This window comes from Streptomyces sp. NPDC002536 (assembly GCF_053594995.1).
The window spans coordinates 35,586-54,961 of the sequence record NZ_JBSFWU010000001.1 but is presented as its reverse complement, the minus strand read 5'-3'; the positions used below and the strand labels follow the sequence as shown (position 1 = coordinate 54,961).

Below are 19,376 nucleotides of genomic sequence, written 5' to 3'. Positions count from 1 at the left end.
TCCGTCGGCCGGCGAAGGGTCACTCGGTCAGCACGTGCTTCCCGGCGGCGATGCTCTCTTCCCAGTTCTGTCCGTCGAATTCGACGTATTCGACGGACTCGGCGGCGTCCAGGCCGAGGCAGCGGGCGTTGACGCTGAAGTAGCCGGTGGGGTGCGAACGGGGCCGGTAGAAGGGCATGATCCCGCAGACCGAGCAGAACGTGTGGTCCGCGATGCAATTGCCGAAGCGGTACGGCTTCAGGTACTGCTGGCCCTGGTGGAGCTCGAACCGCTCCTCCGGGATCATCAGCTCCTGGTGCCCCGACATGAAGCAGATTCCGCAGTTGCACAGGGTGACGGTGAGCCGCCGGGTCGCGAGGACCGAGAACTTCACGCCGCCGCAGTGGCATTGGCCGTCGTACCGGACGTGCTCGACGGGTTCGGAGGCGGGAGCGGACGATGCTTCGGTGGTCATGAGGTACTCCCTTGGGTTTCCGGTTCTCCGTGCCCCGCCGGGGACTTGGCGCCGAGTTCCCGGGCCAGCTTGACGTGGAATCCGAGGTAGGAGCTCTCCTGAATGGGGTGGGGCTCCGGCATGGCCCGGTGCAGGCGGTGGAGATTCAGGGTGGCGACGGCCGGGTAGCGGTGGTGCTCGGCGTGGTAGTTCGCATTCCAGAGCAGGAAGCGCGTCGCCGGATTCGAGCGCACGGTACGGGTGTTGCGTGCGATGTCCGGCGAGCCCCAGAGCCCGTAGTGCTCCGGCAGGGCCAGGAAGATGATGGCCGGTCCCGCGAAATACAGCGGCAGCCAGTAGGCGAAGGCGAGTTCACGCGGGAAGGCGACGGTCAGGGCAAGGGCGGCGAGCAGCCAGCCGCACAGGGCGCGGTTGTCGGCGACGGCCTCGGCGCGGCGCCGGCCGTTGTTGATGCTCGCCGGATATACGCCCCGGCAGTTGCGTGCGATGGTCGCGAACGTGTGGCGCCAGAGGGAGATGCCGGTCAGCGCGTAGAGGTAGGCGTGCAGGCCGGGGTAGGTGCGGTCGGGTTCGGTGTCTCCCTCCACGCCCGTGTACCGGTGGTGGACCAGGTGCTGATAGCGGTAGACGCTGAAGTTGACCAGCAGGGGCGTCGACCAGACCGCTCCCATGATGCGGTTCGCCTTCTTCGACCGCAGGTGGGAGCGGTGGACGCAGTCGTGCGCGGCGTTCAGGAAACCGGCGAGGACGACACCGGACACCATCGAGGCCACCACGGCCGTGGCGCCGAGGCCCGCCTGCATCGCCACCACGACGGCGACGGTGTAGACGGCGAGGACGCCGGCGGCGTGAAGGACCACGCGCCGCTGGTTCGCCTTGGCCAGGTGCCGCAGCAGTGAGGTGTCGAGACGGCGGTCCTGACGGGGTTCGCTCATCGTGCCACGGCTCCGTCGGCCGTTCCGGAGGCGGCGAGTTCCCGTTCCCGCTCCGGTCCGGCGTCCTGGGGGATCACCCGGAGGTCGACGGACATGGGCAGGGCCTCGTGGGGCCGCAGGGAGTCGTAGGGGTGCGAAATGTGCCCGGAAAGGGCCGGTTTGCGGGTGAAGAAGATCAGCATGTCGCGGGTGGCGGCCCTGCCGGGATCGGCGGCCGCGACCGGGGACAGGCTGTGCTTCCGCTCGTGGTCGACGACGAGCAGGGTGTCGAGGAAGGCACGGTGCTGCCGCCTGCCCAGGACGAGCCGGGGATCGGTCTCGTCCCACCGGGTGGCGTTCCGCTCCTGCATGTCGTGGAGGAACGTCACGGCGCTGTCGTCCGTCATGTTGTCGCTGCCGAGGAACGTCGTCATCGTGTGGTCCACGCCGTCGCTGTGGACCCCCTCGAGCGCGGGCTCGCCCACCAGATCGGGGGTGGTGATCGTCCTCAGGTTGAACAGCGTGCAGATCCAGTTGTCACTGCCGTAGTCGAGCTTCGGCCGCCGGGCCGTGCTCACGCCGTGGATCATCAGTGACTTGAAGACGAAGAGGGCCTGCAGGGCCGTGTTCTGCTGGAGGTCGTCGCCGATTTCGTGGAAGACGCGTGCCTTTCCGGAGTCGTGCCGGACGAAGTCCTCCTCCGCGGACAGGGCGAAGGGCTGGAACTCCAGCCGAAAGGCCCGCAGGTCTTTGAAATCGAAACAGAATCGGCCGTTCTTCGACCGCCGGAAGGGCAGTGTCGGATCCTCGCGCAGATCGTCGCTGACCCGCTTGAGCTTCTCCAGGTCCTCCGGGGTGGCGCCGAGGGCCTTGAGGAGTCCGGCCATCCGGTCGCCCGTGACGAAGACCGAGCGGCCGGCGATGTAGTCCGCCCTGATGTCCAGGATTTCGGACAGGGCGTCGTGCGGGGGATCGTTCAATTCGGAGAGGTTCATTAGTCAACCTTTTTGCGGCTCGGTCGCTGCGGCGGGCTCGGTCACTGCCAGCCGGTGGTACAGGCGATGGCGTGCCCGGCGGGGACGGGCTGCGGGGCGGGGACGGAAGCGGCCACGGTCGTGCGCGGCTCGGCGGCCTGGGCGGCCGCGGAGCCGAGGGACAGCTGGACGCCGCAGGCGAGAAGGAAGATCGCGGCAACGGTCTTGGCGGGGCGGGCGAAAGACATGACGACTCCTGATGCTGTGCGACGGAAGGGGTGGCCGGTTCCGGACGGGCAGTTGGTCTGCGGGGCGTCCTGCGGTGCCGGTGATCAGCACTTTTCCGCACCTGCAGGCGCGTTGTCAGCGCTCCGGGCTGGCCTGATCCGGCGGTGGCATAAGCAGTCCACCGGCCGCCGTCCGGCCCGTGCCGGATGCCGTGAACGGCGTCCGGCAGAAGACCGGGGACGCCCCTCCGAGCCCCGGGTGCCGGCCGACAGCGCGCTCCACGACGGCGCGTGCGGCGCGCCGGGCGTCGTCGGGGGAGCGGGCCGCCACGAAGAGACCCAGGGCCACCGGCCGTTCGTCCGCGTGGACGGTGACGTGCTCGATCCCTTCGTCCGTGCGGGCGCACGACATGACAAAGGCAGAGAAATCGTCCGGAACGGGCGCGTGCGATGTATCGAGGAATACATGGACGAGATGCATGGGCAGGAGCATCGGGGAATCCGGCACCATATGCCATGCCGGGCGGCAGGCCGTTTGCGGACGAGGACGGAAACGGCCCCTCCGGTATGCAACTCCCCGCCGTCGGCAAGTGCTTCATGTATTCTCGGTCCGCCCATACCGGTATATCGACGAGCAGAATTGCGCGGCGCGACGGAAAGAGATGGCAGGATGCCGGACACCTTGGGAATGGAAGAGGCGACCGAGCTCGTTTACCGGACGCTGCTCGCCCACCCCGGCGAGCGTTTCGACCGGATTGCGGAACTCGCCGGCCTCGCCGAATCCGAGCTGCGCGCCCGGCTCGACCGGCTCAGTGAACTCACCCTGGTCCGGCCCTCGCACGCGGACCCCGGCCGGCTCCACGTCGTCGCCCCGGAAATAGGCGTGAAGCTCCTCCTGGCGGAGCGGCAGGCCCAACTCGCTTTGGCACAGCAACGGTTGGACGACGCCCGGTACGCGGCGGCGAAACTCGTCGCGCAATTCTCCCGGCATTCGGCCGGCGGCAACGAGAATGTGGAGCGGCTCTCCGACCTCGACGAAATACGCGACCGCATAAGGCTGTTGTGCTCGGACGTGCGCGAGGAGGTCATGGCCTTCGCCCCCGACGGCGCGCAGACGACGGAGAACATGGAGGCCGCCAAACCGCAGGACGCCGAACTCCTCGGCCGCGGCGTCCGCATGCGCACCCTCTACCTGGACAGCCTCCGGAACAACCCGCCCACCGTCGCCTACGCCAACTGGCTCGCGGAACTGGGCGGCCAGGTCCGCACCGTCCCCTCGCTGCCGGTCCGGATGCTGATCGTGGACCGCGCCACCGCCGTCGTCCCCGTCGACAGCGAGGACAGCGCCGCCGGGGCCTTCGTCGTGAGCGGCGGCGGCATCCTCACGGCCCTGTGCGGCCTCTTCGAGTCCGTCTGGGAACGCGCGGCACCGCTCGACTGCAAGAGCGCCAAGGAGCGCGACGACCGCGGCCTGACCGCCTCCGAGGCCGAGGTCCTGCGACTGCTCGCCAAGGGGCACACCGACGAGATGATCGCCAAGCGCATCGGCGTCTCCGCGCGCACCACGCGGCGCATCGCGGCGGACCTGATGGAGAAGCTCGACGCGCGCAGCCGCTTCCAGGCCGGCACCAGCGCGGCCCTGCGTGGCTGGATCACGGCCGACGACGTCATGTCCGCCTGAGCACTGCACCTCAGGGGGTGCCCGCGCCCCGCAACGGGGCGCGGGCCCGGCGTGGACTGCTTATGCCACCGCCGGATCAGGCCACCCCAGGAGCGCTGACAACCTGCCGGGCGTGCGGAAAAGTGCTGATCACCGGCACCGCAGGGCGCTGAACACACCCACTGCCCGACCGGAACCGGCCACCCCATTCCGCAGCGCAGCTCCAGGAGTTGGCCACCATGTCCGACACCACCGCAGTCCTCGAGAAGTTCTCCTCCGACCTTGCCGCAGCACTCGACGAGTACGAGAAGAACGGCTTCGCGATCCTCCGCAACGTCCTCGACCCCGAGCTGATCGCGGAGGCCCGCGACCACGTCGAGTGGCTCGGGCGCCGGTACCCCCATCTCCGCCCGGAGGAGTACCACCACCCCCTGATGCGCAACGACGCCTTCTGGGTGCGCCTGGTCACCGACGAGCGCCTCGTGGACATCGCGGAAGCGGTCCTCGGCCCCGACCTGGCCTGTTTCACCTCGCACTACGTGTGCAAGCCGCCGCGGGACGGCCGCCCGGTGCTGTGGCACCAGGACGGCGCCTACTGGAAGCTGAAGCCGATGGAGGCGCTGACCGTCTGGGCCGCGATCGACGAGTCCACGACGGAGAACGGCTGTCTCCGGATCGTGCCCGGCAGCCACCGGCTCCCGATCCACGCCCCGACGGTGCGCACCGACGTCGCCAACATGCTCTACTCCGAGACCCGCGAGGAACTCGTCCGCGAATGGACCGAGCGGGCCGGCATCGTCGACATCGAGCTCAACCCCGGCGACGTGTCCATCCACCACCCGAACATCCTGCACTGCTCCGAGGCCAACACCTCCGGGAAGCGTCGCTGCGGGCTGGACATCGGCTACATCGCGACGTCCACCCTCGTGGCGAACGACGGCCTCTACCTGGACCCGATCCTGGTGCGCGGCACGCCCGGCGCAGCGGCCAACCAGTACCGCAAGTACCCGGCGTACTCGCCGGAGGAGACCATCCCGTTCCGCGGCCACGAGGAGTGGAACGCCCGCATCGCCGGGATCAACGCACAGGGTGACTTCTCCGAGCCGGCCGTCGGCGAGACGCCGCTGCAGACAACCCACCGCATGGTGCGCCGCCTGGAGGAAGGCACCGTCAGCCGGTGACCCGCCCGTCCCCGTGACGAAAGACGTCCGCAACGCACCACATCAGTGAGAGGCCGGAGGTCGGCTGACCGATGCATGACCCGAAAATGCACCTACTCCTCGCCGTGACCGCGGCCCTGTGCGTCATCGTGCTGGCCGCACAGGTCTGCGGGCGCATCGCCCTCAGGATCGGCCAGCCCGCCGTCGTCGGCGAAATGGTCTCCGGCATCCTGCTCGGGCCCACCCTGCTCGGGGCGCTGGCACCCGGCTTCAGCGGATACGTCTTCTCCGCGGCGACCAAACCCACGCTCTACGTGATCGCCATGTTCGGGCTCAGCCTGTACATGTTCCTGATCGGCCTGGAGCACGAACACCACGCGGAATCCCGCAAGGACGCCCTGCTCCCGGTGGTGCTCTCGGTCTCCGGCGTGCTCGTACCGCTGCTCGCCGGAGGCGCGGCGGCCTACTGGCTGGCGGACTCCTACCGCCCGTCCGGTGTCGGCCTGCCGCTGTTCGTCCTCTTCGTCGGCGGCGCCCTGTCCCTGACCGCGTTCCCGATGCTGGCCAGGGTGCTCCAGGAACGGGACATGATTCACACCCGGTTCGGCGGCATCGCCGTGCGGGCGGCCGCGATCGACGACGCCGCGGCCTGGTGCATCCTCGCCCTGGTGAGTGCGCTCCACCTGCACGGGGACTGGACGGCTGCATGGCGCACCGTCGTGCCGGCCGTGCTGTTCGCAGGGGCGGCCTTCACCGTCCTGCCGAAGGTCTTCCGCGCACCCATGCAGGAGGCGGTGCGCACGGGCCGGATCGGCGACGGGTTGTTCGTGGCCCTGCTCGCCCTGGTGCTGGCGGCCGGCTGGTTCACCGACTACATCGGGATCTACTCGGTCTTCGGCGGCTTCATCTGCGGCATGGCACTGCCCCGCGTACCGGGCTTCTCCGAGCTGCTGAACGCGCGCCTGCTGCAGGTGGTCCGCTGCCTCTTCCTGCCGGTGTTCTTCGCCTTCTCCGGTCTCAACACCGACCTGTCCGGCGCGCTCCACGCAAGTTACCTGTGGGCACTGGCCGTTCTGTTCGCGGCGGCCTTCGTCTCGAAGTCCCTGGCGTCCCTGATCGTCCTGAGGTCCTTCCGCTGGGGCTGGGGCGAGTCGGTCGCGATGGGCGGACTGATGAACGCCCGGGGCCTGATGATCCTGATCTTCATCAACATCGGCCTGGCGATGGGAGTGATCGAGAAGCAGCTCTTCTCCGTCCTCGTGCTCATCGCCATCGCGACCACCGCACTGGCCATGCCGCTCTACCGGATCCACTTCACGCCCGAACGCGAAGAGGCGGCCCGGCAGGCCCGGCAGGGCGGACGGCGGGACGGGGCGGAGCCCTCGCTGCTGCTGGAGAAGGCCGCATGACCGGCGCGCACGACCCCCTCGTCCCGGTCTGCATCGACCGCATCGTCCCCGAGGGACACGGGGTCAAGACCTTCGTCCTCGCACCGGTGACGGGCCCCGCATCCCGCAAACTCGCCTACCGGGCAGGACAGTTCCTCACCCTGCGCCTTCCCGTTTCGGCCGACCGGCCCGTCCTGCGCAGCTACTCCATCTCCTCCTGCCCCGTCTCGGACCCCCGCCTGGCGGTCACGGTCAAGCGCACTGCCGGGGGCACCGGTTCGAACTGGCTCTACGAGACCGCCGAACCCGGCATGACCCTGGAAGTCCTCCCACCGTCCGGCAGCTTCACCCTCGACGACAGCGGAGACGACCTGCTGCTCTTCGCGGCCGGCGTCGGCATCACCCCCGTCTACTCGCTGCTCAAGTACGCCCTGGCCGCGTCCCGCAGGACCGTCCGTCTCCATTACTCGGTGCGCAGCCGCGACACCGCCCCGTTCCTCGGCGCGATCGAGAACCTGGAGCGCCGTCACCCCGGACGCCTGCGGCTCGACCTGCAGGTGACCGGAGCACACGGGCGGCTCGACGCCGCCACCGTCCGGGACCTGGCCGGCACGCTGCACGCGCCGACGTCGTACGTGTGCGGACCGGCCGGCTACACGGCCATGGTGACCGACGCGCTCAGGGCCGCAGGCCGCCCGGAGAGCTCCATCAGGACCGAGTCGTCCGGCCGTCCGCCCTGCACGTCACGAGGTGCCGCCGCATGACCGGATCCGCTGCACCAGTACGGCCGTTGCCCGACCTTGAGCTCGGCCTCGACCTTGACCTGGACGGCATCACGGCGGAGTCCCTGCGCGCGGCCGGACACCTCAAGTGGACGGTGTCCGGGCCGGACCTGCTCGGGGCCTGCGCCGCCGAGATGGACTACGGCACCGCCCCGCCGGTCACCGCGGCGCTGGCCGAGGCGCTCGGCAAGGGTGCCCTCGGGTATCTGCCGCAGGCCCTGGCGGACGGGCTGGCCGAGGCCTGCGCGGCCTGGCAGCGCGACAGTTACGGATGGGACGTGGCACCGGCCGACGTCCGCCTGCTGCCCGATGTCGTCCGCGCCTTCCATGTGGCGATCGAGCACTTCTCCCGCCCCGGCTCGCCCGTGATCGTGCCCGTCCCGGCGTTCACACCGTTCCTGACGGTGCCCGGACTGCTCGGCCGGGAGGTCATCCCGGTCGAGATGGTCCGCTCGGCAGGCCGGTACGTCCTCGACCTGGACGCGCTGGACCGTGCGTACACCGTCGGGGGGCACCTGCTGGTGCTCTGCAACCCGCACAATCCGACCGGCCGGGTGATGGAAACAGGCGAACTTCAAGCGATCAGTGAGGTGGTTGAGCGACACGGCGGACGTGTCTTCGCCGACGAGGTGCACGCTCCGCTGGTGTACGGCGGCCACCGTCATGTGCCCTACGCCGCCACGTCACCGGCTGCCGCGCAGCACACCGTCACAGCCACCTCCGCGTCCAAGGCGTGGAACCTCGCCGGGCTCAAGTGCGCTCAGATGGTGCTCGGCAACGATGCCGACCGCGACCGGTGGGAGCGGCTCGGGCGGCTGGCCACCGACGGCACGTCGACTCTCGGTGCGGTGGCCGGAACGGCCGCGTACCGGGCCGGCCGGCCCTGGCTCGACGCGGTGCTCGCCCGGCTCGACCGCAACCGGCACCTGCTGGGCGAGCTGCTGGCCGAACACCTCCCGCAGGTGCGCTGGACCCCGCCCGAGGGGACCTACCTGGGCTGGCTGGACTGCCGGGACCTGGACCTGCCGGGGCCCGACCCGGCCGCGCACTTCGCCGCGGCGGCGGGGGTGACCACGGTCGACGGCGGCACCTGCGGTGCACCGGGCCGCGGTTTCGTCCGGGTCAACTTCGCCACCACCCCGGAGATCCTTACCCGCATCGTGCGGCAGCTGGCCGCAGCAGCGGCCTGAACACACCAACTTCTTCAGAGACTTCAGCGCACAACCATGCGCTCAACCATGCGTACGACCTTGCAGAGAAAGGCTCGGACAGAGCAATGAAGCGTGACATCACCGTCATCGGCGGCGGCACGGCAGGCCTGATCGCGGGCATCACCCTGATCCGCACCTGCCCGGACGTGAACGTGACCGTCATCCGCTCCACCGCGATGGGCACCATCATGGTCGGCGAGGGCACGTTCGCGGACACGCCCAACTACCTGCACGGCGTGCTGGGCATCCCCAAGGAGGACTTCTACCGGGAGGTGAACCCCGTGTGGAAGCTCGGCGTGCGCTTCCTGTGGGGCCCGCGCCCGTACTTCGACTACCCCTTCAACGAGCAGTTCGACAACCAGATCCTGCCCACCGCGCAGAAGCCGTGGGGCTACTACCACCTCGACGACCACACGGGCCCCATGGTGGCCGGCGCGGCCCCCGGCGGGGCACCGGCCAGGAGCGTCGGCTACCACATCGAGAACCAGCCCTTCGTGGCCTACCTGGAGCGCCACTTCGCCGGTCTGGGAGGTCAGTTGGTCGATGCGAAGGTGGTGACCGCGGACATTGGCGAACGAGGCGTGGAGAGCGTCCTCCTCGAGTCGGGCGAGCGGCACACGGCGGACTTCTTCGTCGACGCCTCCGGCTTCCGCGCCGAGCTGATCAACCAGGGGCTGGGGGAGCCGTTCGTCAGCATGCGCGACCACCTCTTCTGTGACCGGGCGGTCGTCGGCGGCTGGGCGCGGAACGGCGAGCCGGTCAGGCCGTACACCACCATGGACACCATGGATGCGGGCTGGTGCTGGCGGATCGACCACGAGCACACCATCAACCGGGGCTACGTCTTCAGCAGCGCGTACCTCAGCGACGACCAGGCCGCGGAGGAACTCGTCCGGAAGAACCCGAAGATCGACCCGTCCGCCGTGCGCGTGGTGCCCTTCGCGGCCCGGCGCATCCGCCGCCCCTGGGTGAAGAACGTGGCAGCCATCGGCAACGCCTGCGGATTCGTCGAGCCGTTGGAGGCGACGAACATCCAGGTCATCTGCATGCACGCCCAGCGGCTCGCCAAGGCCCTCGCGGCCGGCGGCCTGACCGACGCGAAGCTCGCCGAGGAGTACAACCGGTCCGTCAACACGCAGTGGGAGGACATCAGGGACTTCCTCGCCCTCCACTACAAGTTCAACACCCGTCTGCAGACGCCGTTCTGGGAGATGGCGGTCCGGGACACCCCGCTGGGCGGCCTGGAGGAGTACGTCGCGCAGTACCAGGAGCACGGACCGGCGCTGCTGACGGGCCCCGACGGCAAGCCGTCGAGCATGTTCGGCTACGACGGCCACCTCGCGGTCCTGCTCGGACTGCGGGCGCCGTGGCGCGACGGCGGAATCCGCTAGGGGCCGGGGGACCTCCGTCATGACCGACGACACGCTTGTCGCACGGCACTACGAGACCTTCAGCGAGGGCCCGAGGCTGACGAAGTCACGGGTCCGGAGGCTGGAGTTCGACACCTCGCTGCACGTGCTCGGCGGACACCTCCCGCCGGGCTCCGCCCTCCTCGAACTCGGGGCCGGGCACGGGGCGTACTCCCTGCACTACGCCCGCCGCGGCCACCGGGTCACGGCGACCGACCTGGTCGCCGCCAACGTCGAGGCCATGCGGGCCCGGGCCGACGCGGAGGGCCTGCAGGCGGCGGTCGACGTCCGGCAGGCCGACGCCACGCGCCTCGGACAGTTCGGCGACGGGGAGTTCGGGGCGGTCCTCTGCCTCGGCCCCTACTACCACCTGCGCACGCAGGAGCTCCGCCGGCGCGCGCTGGACGAGTGCCGGCGGGTGGTGCGGGCCGGCGGCATCGTGGCGGTCTCGTACATCAACCGCCCCCTCGCCGTGAACTACCTGCTCGCGACGGGCCGGGCCCTCGCCGCGGAGCAGTACGCCTCCCTGGCACAGCCCGACGATCTCCGCACCGACTACCCGGACGACTTCTTCAACGTGGCCCACTTCTCCACGCGGGAGTCGGTCGACGCGGACCTGCAGGCGTGCGGCTTCGAGACCGTCGAGCACGCGGGCACGGACGGGCCGAGCGGCTTCTTCCCCCGCGTCCTGGAGGACCTCGACGAGGACGCCTACCGGGACTACCGCGCGTACCACCTCGGGACCGGCTCGCGGGCGGCGGGCGCCAGCAGCCACTGCCTGGCGGTCGCCAGACGGACGTGACGGGCGCGACGGGCGAATCGGGTCGATCCGGACGGGGACTCCCCGGGCGTTTGCCCGGACTTGGCGCTTCGGGGAGCGAAGTTTGGCCATGCCGATGCATGGCTGAAATCTGACGGCTCAAAACTTGTTAGGTAAACCTTCCCTGTCCTAGGTTCTGGCGCATCACGCCGGGGTCGGGTGCCCCACGAGCCGCGTTCCCCCGGGTGCGCGGCGCCGCCCGTAACCGGCTGGATCCAGCCGTTCCGGGTGAAGCCGACCGGCCGAACCCTGCCCACTGCGGAGGTCCCCCACCATGCTCCGATCCCTCAGGCCCGTCGCCGTGCTGTCGCTCACGACCGCCTGTCTCCTCGGACTGACCGCCTGCGGCGGTTCGTCCGGCAGCAAGGACGACAGCGACGCCTCGTCGGCGTCGAACGGAGCGTCCCTCAAGGGTCAGACGGTCACCGTCTACAGCGGTCAGCACGAGCAGACCGTCAAGGCACTGGCCGCGGACTTCGAGAAGCGCACCGGCGTCAAGGTCGAGCTGCGCTCCGGTGACGAGGCCGAGCTCGCCAACCAGATCCTCCAGGAGGGCGCGGCTTCCCCGGCCGACGTCTTCTACGCCGAGAACCCGCCCGCACTGACCACCCTGGAGGAGAAGGGCCTGCTGGCCCCGGTGAAGGCGGACACCCTCAAGGCCGTTCCCTCCCCGGACAGTTCACCCAAGGGCGACTGGGTCGGCATCTCCGCCCGCACCGCCGCCTTCCTCGCCGCCGAGGGCAAGGGCGCCGACACCGCACCGCCGTCCTCCGTGCGCGACCTGGCCAAGCCGGAGTGGAAGGGACGCCTCGGCATCGCACCCGGCGAGACCGACTTCGCGCCCGTCGTCACGCGCATGATCAAGACCGACGGCGAGGACGCCGCCAAGAAGTGGCTGGAAGGCCTGAAGGCCAACGCCAAGACCTACGACAGCAACGAGGACCTGTCCGCCGCCGTCAACAAGGGCGAGGTCGAGGGCGGCGTCATCGACCACTACTACTTCTACCGCCTGCGCGACGAGCAGACCGCCGCCAAGACCCACGCCAAGCTGCACTACTTCGCCAAGGGCGACCCGGGCGCGCTCGTCGACGTCTCGGGCGCGGCCGCCCTCAAGCACGGCAAGCACCAGCAGGCCGCTCAGGCGTTTCTCGCCTACCTGGCCAGTGCGCCCGCACAGAACGTGATCGCCACCTCCGAGAGCTACGAGTACCCGCTCGTCCCGGGCGTCAAGGGCAAGAGCGAGCTCCCCGCACTCGACACCATCGGCACCGTCGCGAACGTCGCCGACCTCGGTGACGGCAAGGAGGCCCTCAAGCTCCTCCAGGACACCGGTCTCCTGGCGTGAGCACCCTCCGTTCCCCCGGTGGTCCGTCGCCGCTGCTGCGGTGGCGGGCCGCCGGCCTGCTGCCCGCTGCCGCCTTCGCCGTCGTCGCCGCGGTGGTCTCGCCGCTCGCGTTCGTCGGTGTCCAGGCCGCCCAGGCGGGCTGGGAGCAGGCCCACCGCCTGCTCGGCCGCCCGCTGATCGCCACCCTGCTGTGGAACACCGCCACGCTGGCCCTCGCGGTCACCTTCGCCACCGCCGTCCTCGGCTTCGGCGCGGCGTACCTGGTGGAGCGCACCGACCTGCCGGGCCGCCGCTGGTGGGCCGTCGCGCTCGCCCTCCCGCTCGCCGTGCCCGAGTTCGTCCGCGGCTACTCCTGGGTCTCGCTGACCGGCTCGGTCCGCGGCTACTGGGGAGCGGTGCTCGTGATGACCTGCTCGCTGTACCCGCTGGTGTTCCTCCCGGTCGCCGCGACCCTGCGGCGCGCCGACACCGCAGCCGAAGAGGTCTCCCGCAGCCTCGGACGGGGCCCGTTCGCGACCCTCTGGCGCGTCACCCTGCCCCTCACCCGTCCCGCACTGGCCGGCGGCGCACTGCTGGTGTCGCTCTATCTGCTCGGCGAGTACGGGGCGTTCGCGATGCTGCGCTTCACCACCTTCGCCACCGCCATCTTCAGCGAGTACAAACTGGGCTTCGACGCGGCCTCGGCCGCACTGCTCACCCTGGTGCTCGTCGCCCTCGCCCTGCTGCTCGTCCTCCTGGAGGCGACCGCAGGCCGCCGTGGCCGCACCGCCCGCCGCGCCACCGCCGGCCGCAGCGCCGCCCCCGCCCGGCTCGGCCGCTGGACAGTGCCCGCTCTGGCCGCACTGGCCGCTCTCGTCGCCACCGCGCTCGGCGTGCCGGTCTACGCCCTCGGCTACTGGCTTGTGCGCGGCAGCTCCACCACGCTCCCGCAGGCCTCGGTGCTCACCGCCGCGCTCACCACGCTCGGCTACGCCGCCGTGTCCGCCCTCGTCGCCACCGCGACCGCTGTCCCCGTCGCCCTGTACGCCTGGCGGCGCGACAGCCGGCTCGCCCGGGCCGCCGAGAGCGCCGCCTACCTCACCCGGGCGCTGCCCGGCATCGCGGTCGCCCTCTCCGTCGTCTACTTCGCGATCCGCTACGCCCAGCCGCTCTACCAGCAGCCCCCGATGCTCGTCGCCGGGTACACGGTGCTCTACTTCTCGCTCGCCCTGACGGCCGTGCGGGCCGCCCTGGCCCAAGTGCCGCCCGGTGTCGAGGAGGTGGCCCGCTCGCTCGGCACCCGCCCGGCCGCGGTACTGGCCCGCATCACGCTGCCGCTCGTGCTGCCCGGCCTCGGCGCGGCCGCCGCCATGGTCGCCCTCACCGCCAGCACCGAACTGACCGCCACCCTGCTGCTCCGCCCGACCGGCACCGAGACCCTCGCCACCCGCTTCTGGACGTACACCAGCGGCCTCGCCTACGGAGCCGCAGCACCGTACGCCGCAGTGATGGTGGCCCTGTCCGTACCGCCCGTCCTCCTGCTCACCCGCCGCACGCTCGGCGCCGATCCCCGTACGGAGACAACGCGATGAGTGGCCTCTCGATCAAAGGGTTGCGTGCCGCGCACGGCCGGAACGAGATCCTCGCCGGAGTCGACCTGACGGTCGAGGACGGGGCGCTGGCCTGTGTGCTCGGACCGTCCGGGTGCGGCAAGAGCACCCTGCTGCGCGTCATAGCAGGCTTCCATCCGGCCACGGAGGGCGAAGTCGCCCTGGGCGGCCGGCTGCTGGACGACGGACGGCGCCGACTGCCCGCCGAGCACCGCAGGATCGGCTATGTGCCGCAGGACGGTGCGCTGTTCCCGCACCTGACTGTGGCCGGCAACATCGGCTTCGGCCTGCCGCGCGGCCGCCGCCGCGAGAAGGTCGCCGAACTCCTCGCCCTGGTCGGCCTCGACGGCCTCGCCAAGCGCCACCCGCACCAGCTCTCCGGAGGCCAGCAGCAGCGCGTCGCCCTCGCCCGCGCCCTGGCGGCCGAACCCGAACTGCTCCTGCTGGACGAGCCGTTCGCGGCCCTCGACGCGGCCCTGCGCACCGACCTGCGGGCCGAGGTCGCTGCGACGCTGCGACGCGCCGGGGCGACCGCGATCCTGGTCACCCACGACCAGGAGGAGGCCCTGTCCTTCGCCGACACCATCGCCGTCCTGCACGCCGGCCGCACGGCCCAGCAGGCCGCCCCGCAACAGCTCTACCGCGAGCCCGCCGACACCGCCATCGCCCGCTTCCTCGGCGAGGCCAACCTGGTCCCGGCCACCGTGGCGGACGGCAAGGCCGAGACCGTCTTCGGCACCCTCCCGCTGACCACGGCCGCGAACGGCGAGCGCGACGGCCTCGTCCTGCTGAGACCACGTCAACTCCGCCTCCGCACCGACCCCGGCCCGGGCGCGGTCCGCGCCCGGGTGCAGACGTGCCGCTTCCGCGGCCACGACCACAGGATCGAACTCCTCCCCACGCATTCGGACGGCCTGCCGCCCGCCCTCATCGCCTACACCGACGCGCCGTGGCCGACGGGGGAGGCGTACGTGGAGGCGCAGGGGCCGGTACATGTGGTGGAGGGGCGGTAGGGGCGCGCACAGATCGCCTGCGGGGCGGGCAGCAGCGTCGCGGCCCTGTCGGCGTTCTGCGCCGCGAGGCCGGGCCCGACCCTTACGCCCCTGCTACGCCGCCCCCACTAACCTGCCCTTGACCAGCAAAAACGCCCCTCCCGGAGGGGAGAGGCGAAGGGTGGAGCGCGAGCGCCCCCGGCAGGACTCGAACCTGCGGCCAAGCGCTTAGAAGGCGCCTGCTCTATCCACTGAGCTACGGGGGCCGGTCTGGTGCTGCGGTCGCGGACGGCTGAAGCCCCGGGCTCGGTGGTGCCGTGACCTTGCCGGGGACAAGGATAGGGCTCCGCGTACCTCGTCCCGGTTGCTTCACCTCCGTGACACGATGTGGAGGTTCGGTGAAGCGGTCCTGATAATCGCAGGCAGGTGCGATTTTCGCATCGTTTTTGACGCCCTGGGCACCGGGTGTTGTGCACTCGTTATGCCTGGGCCCCTTGCGCCACGCCTCGCGCGCCAGGGGTGATTTGCTTCAAAAACACCCCAGAATTGGGCATTCTGCACGTGTGGCGACCTTGGACGTACGGCCCCGGCTGCTCGATGCACTGTCCGCACTGCGTGACCGTGTCGACGCCGCACGCTTTCCACTCCCCCTTCCCGGCGCGGCCCGCGCCCGTCGAAACCGGGCCGAGCTCCTGGCGCAGCTCGACGACTATCTGGTGCCCCGCCTGTGCGCCCCCGAAGCGCCGTTGCTCGCGGTCGTCGGAGGGTCCACGGGGGCGGGCAAGTCCACGCTGGTCAACTCGTTGGTGGGGCGGCGGGTCACTGAGGCGGGGGTGCTGCGGCCGACAACCCGTACGCCAGTTCTGGTCTGTCATCCGGACGACCACCACTGGTTCGCGGGGCCCCGGGTGCTGCCGCGGCTGCACCGGGTCTGGGTGCCGGCCCAGGAGGGTGCCGCGTACGAGGCGGGCGGAATGGACGACGCCGTGGAGGCGGGGGCTCCGGAAGCGGCCGACGGCGACGCGGGGGAGGGGCCGGACGACGGGCTCAGCTCACTGCGGATCGAGACCGACCGTTCCCTGCCGCGCGGGCTCGCGCTGCTGGACGCGCCCGACATCGACTCCCTCGTCGCCCGCAACCGCGAGCTCGCCGCCGCACTGATCTGCGCCGCCGACGTCTGGGTACTCGTCACCACTGCCACCCGCTACGCCGATGCGGTGCCCTGGCACCTGCTGCGCACCGCCAAGGAGTACGACGTCACGCTCGTCACGGTGCTGGACCGGGTGCCGCACCAGGTCGCTGCCGAGGTGTCCCGCCAGTACGACGCGCTGCTGGAACACGCGGGCCTGGGGGACGTGCCCCGCTTCACCATTCCCGAACTCCCGGAGTCCGCCGGCGGCGGCAGCGGACTGCTGCCCGCCACCGCCGTCGCCGGGCTGCGCGCCTGGCTCGCCCAGCGGGCCCAGGACCCGGCGGCCCGGACGGTGGCCACCGCCCGGACCGCCGCCGGGGTGCTCTCCTCCCTCGGCGCACGGCTGCCCGGGCTCGCCGGGGCGTCGGCCGTGCAGCACGCGGCGGCCGTCCGGCTGCTGCAGCGCGTCGAGGACGCGTACGGGCGCGCCGTGGAGCGCGTACGGCTCGCCGTCGAGTCCGGCGAGATGCTCGCCGGGGACGCCCTGACGCACTGGCGCGGACATCCACAGGACAGCACGCCCGACGAGTTGCTCACGGCCCTCACCGGCTCCCTCGTCGCGCTGCTGAGCTGTGCGGCCGACGCCGCCGACGAGGAGATCGCCGCGGCCTGCGGCGACGATCCGGCCACCGGTTCGGTGCTCGCACCGAGCGACCCCGACGGGGCCGCCGGACGGATCGGTGTGGCCGCGCGGCGCTGGCGGCGGTGCCTGGAGGAGATCGCGGAGGAGGAGGTGCGGGCCGCCGAGCGGGCCGCGAGCCTCGACGGGGAACACGTTGCCGCGCTGCTCGCAGCGGCGTTGCTGGGGGGCCGCCGGGCGCGCACGGCGGGGGAGACGCTGGCCGAGTTGCTGGGCGCGCAGGGCGCGCTGCGGCTGCACGACCGGGGAGGGGACCTGCTGTCCGGTTGTCTGGAGCAGGTGCTCGACGCCGAACGGGACCGCAGGGCGGCCCCTTTGGAGGCGCTCGAGGTGACGCCGGAGCACCAGGTCGACCTGATCGCCGCGTTGTCCGTCCTGCAGAAGGAGAGGTGACCGCAGTGCAGACCACCGGCAGGAGCGACGCACGGGGCGAGGGCCGCTCTCCCGGCGACTCCGGGGACCGGGCCTGGGACGACGGCCTGATCGCGCGCCGGGCACGGCCCGAGCGCCCCGCACACTCCCCGCTGACCGCCACGGCGCTTCCGCCGGAGCACACGGCCCCACCCGTGAGCCCTCTGCCCCCGGGGCCGCCCCGGAGTGCGCCGAGCCCCGTGGGGCACGCCCTGCGGCCGAGACTGGACGCCCTGCGCGAGCTGGTGGGGCTGTCCGGGGCGCGGCTGGACCGGCGCACGCTCGCCGAGGCGCGGCGGGTGCTGGAGGAGGCCGCGGCTCGGCAGCGCTATTCGTTCGACCTCACCGTCGTCGCCATCGCGGGCTCGACGGGCAGCGGCAAGTCGACCCTCTTCAATGCCCTGGCCCGGGCGCAGCTTTCGGAGGCCGGGGTGCGGCGGCCGACCACCGCGCTTCCCGTCTCCTGCGCCTGGTCGGACCGTGCGGAGGGGCTGCTGGACCGGCTCGGCATCCCGGCACGGGCGCGCCGGCAGCCGGTGCGCCCGTACGACCGGTCGCTGAACGGTCTCGTCCTGCTGGACCTGCCGGACCACGACTCGGCCGCGGCCGGCCACCGCGAGCAGGTGGACCGGCTGCTGCGGCTGGTGGATGCGGTGATCTGGGTGGTGGACCCGGAGAAGTACGCGGATGCGGTGCTGCACGAGCGCTATCTGCAGCCGCTCGCCGGGTATGCGGAGGTGACCTTCGTCGTCCTCAACCAGGTCGACCGGCTGTCCCGGGACGCCGCCGACCAGGTGCTCGACGACCTGCGGCGGCTGCTGGACGACGACGGGCTGGCCCTGGGCGAGCACGGTGAGCCGGGGGCCGTGGTGATGGCGATCTCGGCTCTGACGGGCGAGGGGATCGGGGAACTGCGCGAGCTGCTGGGCCAGTTCACGGCCCGGCGGACCGCGGCGGAGCTGCGGCTGACGGCCGATGTGGACGGCGTGTCGGCGCGGCTGCGGCAGGCCTACGTGACCGACGGGCGGCCCGGGCTGACCGAGCAGGCACGACAGGAGTTCGAGGACCGGCTGGCCGAGGCGGTGGGCGCGCAGGCGGCCGGGCTCGCGGCGGAGCGGGCCTGGCGGCGGGACGCCGAGCGCGCGTGCACGACGATGTGGCGGCGGGCGCGGCGCTGGTACCGGGCCCTGATCGCACGGGTGTGGCTGTGGCTGCGGGCGCTGGGGCCGTGGCTGGGGTTCTCGGGGGTGGACGAGGACGAGATCGACGGCGTGGGCGGTATCCGCGACATGAGCGAGTTCGTGCCGGCGGACGATTACGACGAGGGGGGCGTGCACGACGTCGACGCTCTCGACGTCTCCGACCCCCTCGGGGCCGAGGCCACCGTCGATGCGGCCGGGATGCCTGCGGCGGCGCGGCGCACCGCCTCCCGGCCCCTGGTCGAACAGGCCGTGCGGACGCTGGCGCACGAGGCCGCCACCGGGCTGCCCGGCCCCTGGGCGCAGGCCGTGCGCGAGGCCGCGGTGCGCGGGGCCGACGGGCTGGCCGACGCGCTCGACGAGGCGACCGCCGTCGCGGCGTCCGCGCCGGTCGTGCGGCGCCCGGGAGGCTGGCACACCGGGGGCAGCTGGCGCGCGGCGGGTCGGCTGACGAAGGCCGACGAGGGCGGTGTGTGGGGTATCTCCCGGGGCTGGCGTACGGGCGTGGGGCGTGCTGCCGCGTGGCGTACCCGCGGGGGCGGCGCCGTGCGGGCGGCCCGGCCGCGGTGGTGGACGGTGGTGGCGGTGGGGCAGGTGGCCCTGTTGGGGCTGCAATTGCTCGGGGTGGCAGGACTGGTGGGGGTGCTGACAGGGGACTTCGGGGTGCCGTGGTGGGTTCCGGGGCTGCTGGTGGCGGGGGCTGCGGCCGGTGGGCCGGCCCTTGCATGGTGCTGCCGGGTGGCGGCGCGGGGGCCGGCCCGGCGGTACGGGCTGGAGATCGAGCGGCGGCTGCGGGAGGCCGCGGCGGGATGCGGGCGGGCGCGGGTGCTCGAGCCCGTGGCGGCGGAGCTCCTGCGGTACCAGGAGGTGCGGGCGCAGTTCGTGATCGCCGCGGGCGAGGTGTGAGGGGCTGACGAGGCGACAGAGGCTGGTGGGCATCGTCCGGGTGACGGGGTTTTCCACAACCCGCGGGTAGTCCACAGCCCTCAGCAGACTCTCGCGATCGCGG

17 protein-coding genes and 1 tRNA gene are annotated in these 19,376 nt (G+C 71.7%); 12 read left to right on the top strand and 6 right to left on the bottom strand.

The genetic code is table 11. The features are described from left to right. Positions 1-19: 19 nt before the first annotated feature. The 5 genes from ACWD4B_RS00225 to ACWD4B_RS00205 all read right to left on the bottom strand — a co-directional run bounded on the left by ACWD4B_RS00225 (position 20) and on the right by ACWD4B_RS00205 (position 2,981). A complete protein-coding gene (locus tag ACWD4B_RS00225; RefSeq protein WP_451418603.1) occupies positions 20-454 on the bottom strand; it encodes a GFA family protein in 435 nt (144 codons plus the stop codon). Beyond that, positions 451-1,389: a fatty acid desaturase family protein gene (locus ACWD4B_RS00220; protein WP_451418602.1), complete on the bottom strand. Its 939-nt coding sequence runs from the start codon at positions 1,387-1,389 to the stop codon at positions 451-453. Before ACWD4B_RS00220 ends, ACWD4B_RS00225 begins: the two co-directional genes overlap by 4 nt. After that, complete coding sequence (locus tag ACWD4B_RS00215) at positions 1,386-2,363, bottom strand: 2OG-Fe dioxygenase family protein (protein WP_451418601.1); 978 nt, start codon at positions 2,361-2,363, stop codon at positions 1,386-1,388. The genes ACWD4B_RS00220 and ACWD4B_RS00215 overlap by 4 nt, the downstream gene beginning before the upstream one ends. Before the next feature lie 41 nt (positions 2,364-2,404). Then, positions 2,405-2,590, bottom strand: a complete 186-nt coding sequence (locus ACWD4B_RS00210) for a hypothetical protein (protein WP_451418600.1) — start codon at positions 2,588-2,590, stop codon at positions 2,405-2,407. A gap of 115 nt (positions 2,591-2,705) precedes the next feature. After that, complete coding sequence (locus tag ACWD4B_RS00205; RefSeq protein WP_451418599.1) at positions 2,706-2,981, bottom strand: hypothetical protein; 276 nt, start codon at positions 2,979-2,981, stop codon at positions 2,706-2,708. Positions 2,982-3,239: 258 nt separating this feature from the next. Here ACWD4B_RS00205 and ACWD4B_RS00200 point away from each other — a divergent pair, with 258 nt between their 5' ends. The 10 genes from ACWD4B_RS00200 (at position 3,240) to ACWD4B_RS00155 (ending at position 14,946) form a co-directional block, all read left to right on the top strand. Further along, positions 3,240-4,250: a LuxR C-terminal-related transcriptional regulator gene (locus ACWD4B_RS00200; RefSeq protein WP_451418598.1), complete on the top strand. Its 1,011-nt coding sequence runs from the start codon at positions 3,240-3,242 to the stop codon at positions 4,248-4,250. Between the two features lie 218 nt (positions 4,251-4,468). After that, a complete protein-coding gene (locus ACWD4B_RS00195; protein WP_451418597.1) occupies positions 4,469-5,410 on the top strand; it encodes a phytanoyl-CoA dioxygenase family protein in 942 nt (313 codons plus the stop codon). Between the two features lie 71 nt (positions 5,411-5,481). Continuing rightward, positions 5,482-6,798 carry a cation:proton antiporter gene (locus ACWD4B_RS00190; RefSeq protein WP_451418596.1) on the top strand — a complete coding sequence of 439 codons (1,317 nt, stop codon included), beginning with the start codon at positions 5,482-5,484 and terminating at the stop codon, positions 6,796-6,798. Beyond that, positions 6,795-7,541, top strand: coding sequence for a ferredoxin--NADP reductase (locus tag ACWD4B_RS00185; RefSeq protein ID WP_451418595.1), 747 nt, complete (start codon positions 6,795-6,797; stop codon positions 7,539-7,541). The genes ACWD4B_RS00190 and ACWD4B_RS00185 overlap by 4 nt, the downstream gene beginning before the upstream one ends. Further along, positions 7,538-8,749, top strand: a complete 1,212-nt coding sequence (locus ACWD4B_RS00180) for a MalY/PatB family protein (RefSeq protein WP_451418594.1) — start codon at positions 7,538-7,540, stop codon at positions 8,747-8,749. Before ACWD4B_RS00185 ends, ACWD4B_RS00180 begins: the two co-directional genes overlap by 4 nt. Before the next feature lie 86 nt (positions 8,750-8,835). Continuing rightward, a complete protein-coding gene (locus tag ACWD4B_RS00175) occupies positions 8,836-10,161 on the top strand; it encodes a tryptophan 7-halogenase (protein WP_451418593.1) in 1,326 nt (441 codons plus the stop codon). 19 nt (positions 10,162-10,180) lie between these two features. Beyond that, positions 10,181-10,981, top strand: a complete 801-nt coding sequence (locus tag ACWD4B_RS00170) for a class I SAM-dependent methyltransferase (RefSeq protein WP_451418592.1) — start codon at positions 10,181-10,183, stop codon at positions 10,979-10,981. Positions 10,982-11,273: 292 nt separating this feature from the next. Beyond that, positions 11,274-12,344, top strand: coding sequence for an iron ABC transporter substrate-binding protein (locus ACWD4B_RS00165; RefSeq protein WP_451418591.1), 1,071 nt, complete (start codon positions 11,274-11,276; stop codon positions 12,342-12,344). Next, a complete protein-coding gene (locus ACWD4B_RS00160; RefSeq protein ID WP_451418590.1) occupies positions 12,341-13,915 on the top strand; it encodes an ABC transporter permease in 1,575 nt (524 codons plus the stop codon). The genes ACWD4B_RS00165 and ACWD4B_RS00160 overlap by 4 nt, the downstream gene beginning before the upstream one ends. Further along, complete coding sequence (locus ACWD4B_RS00155; RefSeq protein WP_451418589.1) at positions 13,912-14,946, top strand: ABC transporter ATP-binding protein; 1,035 nt, start codon at positions 13,912-13,914, stop codon at positions 14,944-14,946. Before ACWD4B_RS00160 ends, ACWD4B_RS00155 begins: the two co-directional genes overlap by 4 nt. 172 nt (positions 14,947-15,118) lie before the next feature. Here the strand turns inward: ACWD4B_RS00155 and ACWD4B_RS00150 are convergent. Further along, positions 15,119-15,191 (bottom strand) — tRNA-Arg (locus tag ACWD4B_RS00150). Between the two features lie 306 nt (positions 15,192-15,497). On the opposite strand from ACWD4B_RS00150, the gene ACWD4B_RS00145 reads away from it, so the two are divergent. Next, positions 15,498-17,150 carry a dynamin family protein gene (locus ACWD4B_RS00145; RefSeq protein ID WP_336413444.1) on the top strand — a complete coding sequence of 551 codons (1,653 nt, stop codon included), beginning with the start codon at positions 15,498-15,500 and terminating at the stop codon, positions 17,148-17,150. Next, complete coding sequence (locus ACWD4B_RS00140; protein WP_451418588.1) at positions 17,147-19,273, top strand: GTPase; 2,127 nt, start codon at positions 17,147-17,149, stop codon at positions 19,271-19,273. The genes ACWD4B_RS00145 and ACWD4B_RS00140 overlap by 4 nt, the downstream gene beginning before the upstream one ends. Positions 19,274-19,376 lie beyond the last annotated feature (103 nt).